General features: G+C 68.9%; 7 protein-coding genes. 3 read left to right on the top strand and 4 right to left on the bottom strand.

Annotated features, from left to right (window positions below; translation table 11 throughout):
• Positions 1–2,180 precede the first annotated feature (2,180 nt).
• Positions 2,181–3,146 carry an ArsR/SmtB family transcription factor gene (locus tag ABT085_RS38245; protein WP_351619060.1) on the bottom strand — a complete coding sequence of 322 codons (966 nt, stop codon included), beginning with the start codon at positions 3,144–3,146 and terminating at the stop codon, positions 2,181–2,183.
• 71 nt (positions 3,147–3,217) lie between these two features.
• On the opposite strand from ABT085_RS38245, the gene ABT085_RS38240 reads away from it, so the two are divergent.
• From ABT085_RS38240 to ABT085_RS38230, 3 genes are all read left to right on the top strand, one after another.
• A complete protein-coding gene (locus tag ABT085_RS38240) occupies positions 3,218–4,054 on the top strand; it encodes an alpha/beta fold hydrolase (protein ID WP_351619058.1) in 837 nt (278 codons plus the stop codon).
• Between the two features lie 204 nt (positions 4,055–4,258).
• A complete protein-coding gene (locus ABT085_RS38235) occupies positions 4,259–5,257 on the top strand; it encodes an ISAs1 family transposase (protein WP_351619055.1) in 999 nt (332 codons plus the stop codon).
• 94 nt (positions 5,258–5,351) lie between these two features.
• Positions 5,352–5,561, top strand: a complete 210-nt coding sequence (locus ABT085_RS38230; protein ID WP_351619052.1) for a hypothetical protein — start codon at positions 5,352–5,354, stop codon at positions 5,559–5,561.
• Between the two features lie 1,622 nt (positions 5,562–7,183).
• On the opposite strand, the gene ABT085_RS38225 is transcribed toward ABT085_RS38230, so the two are convergent.
• The 3 genes from ABT085_RS38225 to ABT085_RS38215 form a co-directional block, all read right to left on the bottom strand.
• A complete protein-coding gene (locus tag ABT085_RS38225; protein ID WP_351619050.1) occupies positions 7,184–7,822 on the bottom strand; it encodes an HAD family hydrolase in 639 nt (212 codons plus the stop codon).
• Positions 7,823–8,516: 694 nt separating this feature from the next.
• Complete coding sequence (locus ABT085_RS38220; RefSeq protein ID WP_351619047.1) at positions 8,517–9,497, bottom strand: NADP-dependent oxidoreductase; 981 nt, start codon at positions 9,495–9,497, stop codon at positions 8,517–8,519.
• 48 nt (positions 9,498–9,545) lie between these two features.
• On the bottom strand, positions 9,546–10,144 hold a 599-nt coding region (locus tag ABT085_RS38215), incomplete at its 5' end, for a nuclear transport factor 2 family protein (RefSeq protein ID WP_351619044.1).

Raw genomic sequence — 10,144 nt, 5'->3', positions numbered from 1 at the left:
GAAGGGCGCGCCAAGGCCGGCAGCGCCGCGCCATAGACGTCATCGACTGACAAAGCGTCAGATCGTCCGGTCGACTATTGCCCGCATCTGGCCACGACCTGCACTTTCGCGGCGATCGCTGCTACACCACTTGGCGGGACACCATCAACGTGCCGCGCCCCCGCCCGGGGGCTCCTCGACGTGGCACGCGCATTTCAGGACGAGACCCGCGGCCGACCCGCCGTGACGGCTGCGGTGCTCTGCGCGCATCCGTCACGAGCGACGGCAGCGGCTGCTCACGGACGGCGAGGCACGGGCGCCGCGGCACGGCACCGTCCGGGCCGTCACGCGGGCGGCCACGCAGAGCCTGGCCCACTGCGCATTCCCCTTCTGCCGGAACCAACGGCCCGCCCCACCCGGACCCCCGGATGCCACCGCACCGGACCCCTGCCCCGACGCAGAACCAAAAAAAGGGGAGCCCGCCCCATGCACCCGCCCCGTGCACCCGCCCCGAGCACCCGCCCCATGCACCGGCCCCATGCACCGGCCCCGAGCACCGGCCCCGAGCACCGGCCCCGGGCCTTACACGCCGTCCCGTGCCGGCTCACCCCCGCCATCGCACGAGCAGGGGCGGACACACACCCCGCCCTGCGAGGCCGGGCCCCGGCCGGCGCGATCACCACCGGACACGGCATCGACTGCTCACGGATGTGACACACCACCGGTGACGCAACACCGCGCGGCCAAACGACGCCTGCCGCCCCGAACCGAACGGTCCCCGTCCCGGGCCGGCACGGAAGAAGGCCAGGCCCTCCCACGGCACAGCCCTGCCGGGGACGGCCCCTACGGCCCGGGTCCCCAGACACAGCACGCGAGGGCGAGCACACACGGCGCCCGCAACGACAGCGAGCCACCAAAAAACCGCCAGGACCCGCCGGGAACCAGCCCCGGTCCACGAACGGCCCCCGGCCGCGCCACGCCGCACAAACTCAACGGCACAACACCCCAACGGTGCCGCACCGTCGCGCCCAGCCCCCGCCCGCCCGTATCCAGGCACCGCCCACCGCGCTCCTCGCGTGAGCGCAGGCAGCACCCGGACGATCATCCTGAGAGCTACCGCAGCCAGCCGTCCGCCACACACACCCAGCACTTGTGGTGACGGTGCCCCCAGCCGCGGCAATCGCTCCACCGACCATGGCGCCCCACATCATCACGGCCCTCGTCGTACCAGCCGACCCAGCCCAACCCCCAGCCACCATCACGACCCCGACCACCGCCACCATCACGACCCCGGTCACCGCCACGACCCCAGCCACCGCCACGGACCCGGTCACCGCCGTGGTCCCAGCCACCGCCACGACCCCGGTCACCGCCACGGTCCCAGCCACCGCCACGACCCCGGTCACCATCACGACCCCGACCACCGCCACGACCCCGCTCACCATCACGGTCCCAGCCACCGCCACGGCCCCGGGCACCGCCGTGGTCACGAAACGCCGGCGGGTGACTCACGGTCACGGGCAGCGTCCTGGGGCCGGACGCCGCAGCGACTGCCGCCGGACCCGCCAGCAACACCACGACGGCACCGGCCGCCAGGGCCGCAGCAGCCAGAATTCCAGCCACACGCTTCACCGATCGATTCTCCTCCAATTTCCAGGGCAATCTCCGCCCGGGAAACGACATCACACGCAAAATCCCGGCCGCCAATGGAGGCCGACCGGTCCGAACCGAACCCGCCGACAAGAACCCGACGAAATAAGCAGCAGGCCAAACGGCACAGGAGTCCCGCCCAGCCACCCCTATTACACCCGAGAATGCACCGGCAAGAACACCCGGGCGGCCGACGAATCCGGCGGGTCGAAAACGAAAGACCCCCGACACACCGGAACGACATCCACCGGGAGTTCCATCAACTCATTCCGACCGGAAATGCACCCTCCCCGAAGAGACTGAACACCTGCCTCCACCACACCCACCAGCGAATGTTCCGAGAAAATTCCACACCCGACCTGCGGGGAAAGTGTCTCCTCTCACCGCAGACGAATACCCCGGCTTTTTCTCGCACCCCCTCCCGCACCACCCCGAACCCCACGACTTCGGCGTAGTCGAGGGCCGTCTGGTTTGTAGTGATCTCCTGTCTGGAGATCCTCACTCTTGGGGGGTTGTCGGATGACTGAGGCTTGGGCACGCTGCCAGCGGCGCTACGGAGAGGTGGCGCCCAACAGATGGGTCGCTCGTTCCGTGCGTAGGTGGAGCGCGGTGCGGCCATTGCGTTGTGTCGCTACCAGGCCTGCGCCTCGTAGCACGCGCAGGTGTTGCGAGACCGCGCTGGGGGTGACGCCCAGGCGTGTGGCCAGGGCCGCGGTCGTCAAGGGTTCGGCCAAAGCGGCCAGCAGCGCCGTCCTCGTGTGGCCCAGCACTGGGGCCAGGCCCGCCAGTGGAGGCGGGGACGGCTCCCAGAGGAGTCCGACGCCCGTGGCCGGATAGCGGATCGACGCGGCGGCGACCGGGGACTTGTCGACACCCACGTTCGGCCAGTTGAAGACGCTGGGCAGCACGACCAGGCCATGTCCGCCGGTGTCCACCGTGTAGACGGAGTGCGGGGTCCGTCGGCCGTGCACCACCAGCTGGCCACCGTCCCAAGCGATATCCCGGTGCAACGCGCCGAACAGTGCCTGCACCCCGCCGTCCACCAGGGTCAGCGCTCGCCTGCCGATGTCGGCCTCCAGCACCGCGAACATCCGGCCCCAGTGCGGAGCGATCATCAGCTCGTAGCAGCGGAGGAGCGCCTCCGCCAGCCGCGGCAGCACCGCCGCCGGCTCAGGGGCCTCCTCGGCCGGTACGCGCAGGACCGCGCCGTACTCACGCCGGAAGAAGTCCTCCTCTGTCGCCCGCAGCAGGTCCAACTCCGCCGCCATCGACGGCAGCCGCTCTCCCGGTACCGGGAAGAGGAACGACGGCAACGGTCCCGCGATCAGTGCACGCAGCAGCGGCAGTTCTCGTTCGTCCGCCAGCAGCGGCCGCGCCTGGCGCACCCATGGCTGGTGGACCGCGTGCCCGCCGGTGCCCAGCAGGATCCGCAGTGCCAGTACCGTCTCGCCCAGCGGTGAGATGGCGAACCGCACCTTGGCGACGGACGCCGCGGTGAACCTGATCTCGACCGCCATTCGGGCGCCCCTATCGTGTAGCTGTGGCTAAACGATAGCCACCGCTCATCGCCTCCCCCAGGCTGCCGGGCATGGACTTCTTCACCGCGCACGACGGCACCAAGCTCGCCTACCACGTAGTCGGCGACGGCCCGCCTGTGGTCTGTTTGCCAGGAGGGCCGACGGCCTCCGCCTACCTCGGCGACCTCGGCGGGCTGTCCGCGCACCGGCAGTTGATCAGGCTGGATCTGCGCGGCACCGGTCAGTCCGCGGTGCCGGAGGACGCCGCCAGCTACCGCTGCGATCGCCTGGTCGATGACGTGGAGGCCCTGCGTGCGCACCTGCGCCTGGAGCGGATGGATCTGCTCGCGCATTGCGCCGGCGCGAATCTGGCTGCGCTGTATGCGGCCCGCCATGCGGAGCACGTGAGCACGCTTTCGCTGATCACGGCGAGCGTCCGAGCCGTCGGTATCGCGATCCCGGGTGAGCTCCGGCGCGAGACCGCGCAGCTGCGCCGGGACGAGCCGTGGTTCCCGGTGGCGTTCGCGGCTCTGGAGGCGATCGTAGCGGGCCAGGCGACCGCCGAGAGCTGGCAGGCCATCGCGCCTTTCTCCTACGGGCGTTGGGACGCGGCGGCACAGGCACATCAGGCGGCTGACCAAGAGCAGCAGGACCTGGAGGTCGTGGCGGCCTATGGCGCCGAAGGCGCTTTCGATCAGGACACGACTCGTGCCGCTCTCGCCCGGTTTGCAGCGCCGGTGCTCGTGCTGGCCGGTGAGGTCGACCTCGGTGCCCCGCCGCGCACCATGGCCGAGCTCGCCAGACTGTTCCCGAACGCCCGGCTCGTTGTCCAGCCCGGAGCCGGGCACTTCCCCTGGCTCGACGACGCGGACCGGTTCGTGGCCACCACCGCGGCGTTCCTTGGATAGGTGACAGCCCCGCTGTTCCTCAGCCGTTGAGGAGCTGTGGCGGCGCCTGGAAGTGTGACAGGCACGGGCTTCCAAGATCATGGAGTTCTCGACGCCCCGTGATTCGAGTGGAAGACCGTGCCTGTTGACGCTTCATCGCTGATCCCGCCTGCTCTAGACCAGCTCCGCAAGCAGCCCGAGGTCGTATCCACACAGGTCCCGAGCTTGCTGGAGCGGCCGGCCGAGGTGCCGGATCCGCGTGATCCGCGCGGGGTACGTCACCCGCTGGCCGTCGTGCTCGCACTCACCGCGTGTGCCGTGCTGGCTGGAGCGACCTCGCTGCCGGCGGTCGGCGAATGGATTGCCGATGCCCCGGCCCACGTACTCCGACAGCTCGGCGCCCGTCCCGACCCTTTGATTCCCCGGCGTGCTCTGCCCGCCGAGACGACGGTCCGGCGACTACTGGCCCGTGTCGACGCCGATGCGCTCGACCGAGCCGTCGGACGCTGGCTGGCAGACCGCCGACCGAAGGCGACGGCGACGGCCGGGCTTCGCGGTCTGGCCGTGGACGGCAAGAGCCTGCGCGACGCGGCCAAGGCCAGGGGCCGGAAGATCCACCTGCCCCCCCTCGACCACGCCAGCAGCCTGCTCCTTGCCCAGCTGGACATCGGCGAGAAAACCGACGAGATCACCTGCTTCCAGCCGCTGTTGGACGCTGTCACCGACCTCGCCGACACCGTGGTCACCAGCGACGCGATGCACACCCAGCGGGAGCACACCGACTACCTCCTCGCCCGCAAGGCCCACTACATTGTGATCGTCAAGGACAACCAAAAGAAGCTCCGCAAGCAGCTCAAGTCCCTGCCCTGGAACAACATCCCCCTCCAGGGCCGTACTAGGAACGCTGGCCACGGCCGCTCGGAGATCCGCCAGATCAAGGTCGCCACCGTGAGCAATCTCCTCTTCCCCGGCGCGCGCCAGGCCGTCCAGGTCAAGCGTCGGCGCACCGACCGCAAGACCGGCCAGACCACCGTCAAGACCGTCTACGCCGAAACCAGCCTGACTGCCGAGCAGGCCACCCCGACCTCGCCCGACTCGTGCGCGACCACTGGAAGATCGAGGCCCTGCACCACGTCGGCGACACCACCTTCGCCGAGGACGCCTCCCAACTGCGGACCGGCAACACACCTCACGCCATGGCCACCTGGCGCAACCTCGCCATAGGAGCCCTCCGGACAGCAGGAGTGAAGAACTTCGCCGCCGGCCTCCGCCGCAACGCCCGCGACCCCCGCCGCCCCCTCGCACTCCTCGGCCTCGGATGATCACAATCCGGACGTCCCGCGACTACGCCGAAGCCCTGCGGGTCAGCCACGGACCGTGGTTCGGGGCGGACGGTCGCGCCTGCCCCGCGAACCGCCCGGAGTTGCCCGTCCTCGTGGGCGCTGACCTGGTCCAGGGCGACGAAGACCTGGAGCAGGGCGTGGGTCTCGGCGGCGCGGCCTGCGAGCCAGACATCGGCTCGCCGTGACAGGCGGTGAACTGGATCTGGTGGCGGGCGACCAGCGCCTCGGTCTGCCCCTCTGTCACCAGTGTCAGCGGCACCTCACCGCTGTACCGGATAACGCACCGCCCACAGACAGGACACGGGGCACCCCGCTCATGTCACCGTCGTCAGCGGCACCAACAGCAAGGTACGGATAAGACCTGGTCCCGCTCGCCGAGGCCTGGGACTCCGGCGCCTCCGCCTGGACAGCCGGGGAACGCGAGGCCTACGCCAACGACCTCGACGACCCCCGCGCGCTCATCACAGTCTCCGCAGCCTCCAACCAGTCCAAGGCCGACAAGGACCCCACCGAGTGGCTCCCGCCGTACGCGCCCTACTGGTGCGAGTACGTCACCAACTGGGTCGCCGACAAGACCCGCTACCAGTTGTGCGCCGACCCCGCCGACCCCGCCGAGCACAACGCGCTCGCCGAGCGCCTCGCCGCCTGCCCCAACCAGCCGATCACCGTCACCCTTGCCCGCTGAAACGGCGGTCCGGCCTGTCACCAAGGTCCGTCCGAACGGGCGGCGTGGACCGATCGACACGTCTTTACGAATTCCACATTTAGGAAAGATTTATCCGAATAGTGGAAGTCATCGGGCCTTTCTGTTGTTGGACCCACCGGAGCCATTCAGCGGCGACAGGAGAACAGTCCACAAGCTGTCGATCACCTCACCGATGGCGGACATGACGACACGACAGGCAGGACGACGACGTGAACCGACCGCCCGCCTGCCCTCACTGATCATCCTTTTGTGTACGAGGCCAAAGGAAACCACGATGTCTTCGCAGGTTTACCAGGTCAGCGTTCCTGCGCGGCTCAGCAACAGCCGGCAGGGAGTGCATGTATTCACCGGGCAGGCCGACTGTGCCGCTGACGCGGTTCACGCCGCCCACAAGGCGTACGACGCGGCGGCCAACGCCCGACAGGCCGGGCTTCCCAGGAGGACCCGCCGGCCGAGCGGCTGGACGGCCACCGGAATCCGTCCCGATTGGCAACTGGACTGGTCCGGCGCGGCGGCTTGTCCGTGGAAGCACTCCCAGTACGGAGAGCACTGAACGATTGATCCCGACACCTCGGGGCCGGGGCCGGTCGCGTCCCGCCAAGCGGTGTAGCGGCGATCACATCGAAGATGCAGGTCACGCGCCCAATCGGCCTGCACGACATCTCTGCGACCTGACAGCTCATCAGGCGAGCCGTCTTGCCGGAGATGGCCGCAGCGGAACCCGCGGCTCTGGCCTCGGAGAAGGGCGCGCCAAGGCCGGCAGCGCCGCGCCATAGACGTCAACGACTGACAAAGCGTCAGATCGTCCGGTCGACTATTGCCCGCATCCGGCCACACCCTGCACTTTCGCGGCGATCGCTGCTACACCACTTGGCGGGACACCGTCTCGGGACCTGCCGGTCGTGGCCGTCAAGTACGCCCAGACGCTAAGCACTCAGGTCTGGAGCCGGTCCAGGTCGTCCGGAAGATCCCGCGAGTGGATCGAACATATTTTTGCTCTAAGTCTTGCCCCGTAAATTATCTACGGCGGGCTGGCTGACCTGCTCGCCTTCTCGGTCACCCAGCGAGGGAGAGATTGCTGCTTGGTGCCGGCGGAGGAGCTCAGACTGCGGCGCTCCCGTGAGGGTCGGACGCGAAGGCGAGGATGTGAGGTACTGCCTCGCGAAGACTGACGAAGTGGCGATGCACGCCCTCCACCGCGACGGCGGCGTTCACACCCCACACCGTCATCCCGGCCCGCAGCCCGGACCGCACTCCGGACGGGGCGTCCTCGATGACCAGGCAGTCTCCCGGACTGGCGCCGAGCTGCTCAGCTGCTCGCAGATAGGGGACGGGAGAGGGCTTGCCCTTCTCGACCGCGGCCGCGTCCACTATCACGCCCGGCACCGGCAAACCCGTTCGCAGGAAACGGCCGCGCACCCGGTGCTCGTAGTTCGAGGTCACCAGCGCCCAGGACTTCAATGGCAGGCCGTGCAACAGCTCCGACGCGCCGTCGAAAGCCGCATAGACGCCGGAGCGGACGTCTTCGTCTTCCAGCTCGTGCAGTGTGGCCAGGCACTCACGCGGATCGTGGTCCACAGCGACCTGGGCGAACGTCTCCATCGGCCGCGTCCGTAGAGCCACCTGGTAGACCTCGTCTGCGTCCAGCCCGTACCGCTCCGCCCAGATTCCCCAGACCCGACGCTGGTTGCTCACCGCGTCAATCAGCGTGCCATCGACGTCGAACAGCACGTACTTCATGCGGCCCTGCCGCTCAGGTTCACTGGTCACGCGTCGATCATGCCAGGCAGCAGGCAGGTCATTGCGGGACAACTCTTTAGGTGCGCAATCACGCCCTCGAGCTCGCGCGTTCGGTTTTTAGTCTTTTCCTTCTGCCGTAGCGGCCGTGCGGGCTTTGTGGAGGATGTCCGCTGCTGCCCACACGCGAACCACGGTGGTGTGGCCGTGCCGGTTTCAGCGGACGACCGGACTGCGATCTGCCATGACCGGCATTATCGACCGTCCCACCGACACCCCTGTCGGTCGTGGTGGCACATCACCATGCACGGCAGCCATCAGCAACACCGAGCGTCACCACTCCACAAAGGTTGGCTCTGTCTCACATTCGGTGGTGGCAGAGCGTCATCGCTGATGTGCCTGGTCCAAGCTCCGAGGAGAGCAGCCGCAGACACGTCGTCGAGCGGACCGTGCACGGTGTCGACGGTCACTTCACCCATGCTGGTCTGGGGGTATGCCTGCCAGCCACGACAGCTACTTACCGTTACCACTGAAAGTGAGACAGAGCCCAAAAGTTGGACCAGAGCCCGAAGTCGTGAACAAAGCCATCGGCGAGGCGCCTGAGCTGCACCATGGCTCTGACACCGTCGACCCGACAGGTCGAGCTGCCTGTTCTTGGTGACCGCCCCCGGGCAGGTCGCCCGGTCTTGCGGCCCGATCACTCGTCCGCGTCCTCCTCCCGGAACCGCAGGACGAGGCGGCCGCGAACGCCTCCGGCTTCGAGAAGGCGGTGGGCGTCGGAAGCCTGTTCCGGAGGAAAGGTCCCGGCGACGCGCAAGGTGAGGGCGCCGTCCTGCGCCTGGGTGCGCAGGCGGTCGAGTCGGACGTGGTCGCCGAGAGAGTCGGGGACGTTGACCGGGTGCAGGCGAACAGAGCGGCGGCCGAGTTCGCCGGGCGGCATGGCTTTGGCGCCTTCGCCGAGCAGTGCGGCGATTCCTCCGCCGGGCCGGACCGCGGGCGCGAGGGTGGCCGAGCCGAGGACGGCTGCGTCCAGGAGGCCGTGCACTCCGCCGGGGGCCGCCCGCAGGATGTGGTCGGTGACGGCATCGCCGCGGGGTATCACGGTGTCAGCGCCGAGCGCGTGCACGAGCTCCCGGTCGGCGGGTGAGGCGTCGGCGATGACGGTGAGGCCGTCGGCCTTGGCGAGCTGGACGGCGTATCCACCGACGACGCCGGCCGCGCCGATGACGGCGAGGGTCTGTCCCGGGGTCAGGGCGAGCAGGTCGAGGGCCTGCCTGGCGGTGAGGCCGTTCATGGGGAGGGTCGCGGCCTGGGCGTATGTGAAGCCGGCCGGTGCACGGACGACCCAACTGGCGGGGAGGACCACGTATTCGGCGTAGCCGCCGGCGTGTTCCATGAGCGGCATGGTCATGGCCGTCACCCGGTCACCGACGCGCAGGCCGGTCACCGACTCGGGGCCGATCTCGTCCAGTACGCCGGCCGTCTCCATGCCGGGGATGTAAGGCGGTCCCGGCGCCAGGTGGGCGATCGCTCCGTTGCGCAGGTAGCGGTCCCCCGGGTTGACGGTCGCGGCGTGGACCCGGATGCGGACCTGGCCGAGACCGGCGTGCGGCTCGGGAATCTCGAAGATCTCCAGGGCTTCCGGTCCTCCGAAGCGGGACACTCCGACGGCTTTCATGGTTCTCCTTCCTGGGGCGCGGCAGCGCCCCAGCGGTCCGGCAACGGGTCAGTTGGTCTTCTGCGGGGCCTGATAGGGGCCCGTGTCGGGGAGGGGGTCCATGCGGTACCGCTCCAGCACCGATCCGGTGATGTACCAACGTCCGTCGATGCGCTTGTAGGTGTCGTGGTACTGGCCATAGCCATGGAAACCGCCGCCTGCCTTCAGGTTGACGTAGTCCTCCATGACCCAGGTGCCGGATGCCGTGTCCCCCTTGACCGTGATGTTCGGAAGGAGGCCCTGGTGTGCGGTGGGGGCGTCGGCGATCAGGCTCTTGGTGGCCTTGACCAGTTCCGCCGGGCTGTTGAACTCCTGGCCGGTGTTGATGTGCGCGTCGGGCGTGAACAGCGCCTGGAGATCGGCCCACTGCTTGGTGTCGATGTCCTGGAAGTAGCGGGCCTTCAGCTTCTCGATGTCCTGGATGTCCGCGAGGGTGCGGACGGTCGAGGCGGTGGAAGGGCTGCTGGCCTTGTCGTCGCGCCAGTGGTGGGCACTGGCCGTCGCGGTACCGGTCGCCACTCCTCCGGCCCGGAGGAGGGCGACGGCCGTCACCAGGCCCGCCCGCTTGGAGAACAGGCGGTCGGAGTGAGTCTTGCTGCGGTCGGACG

The organism is Streptomyces sp. NPDC002265, assembly GCF_040296125.1.
In the GTDB taxonomy this organism is placed as follows: domain Bacteria; phylum Actinomycetota; class Actinomycetes; order Streptomycetales; family Streptomycetaceae; genus Streptomyces.
This window is presented reverse-complemented; position numbering and strand designations above follow the sequence as displayed.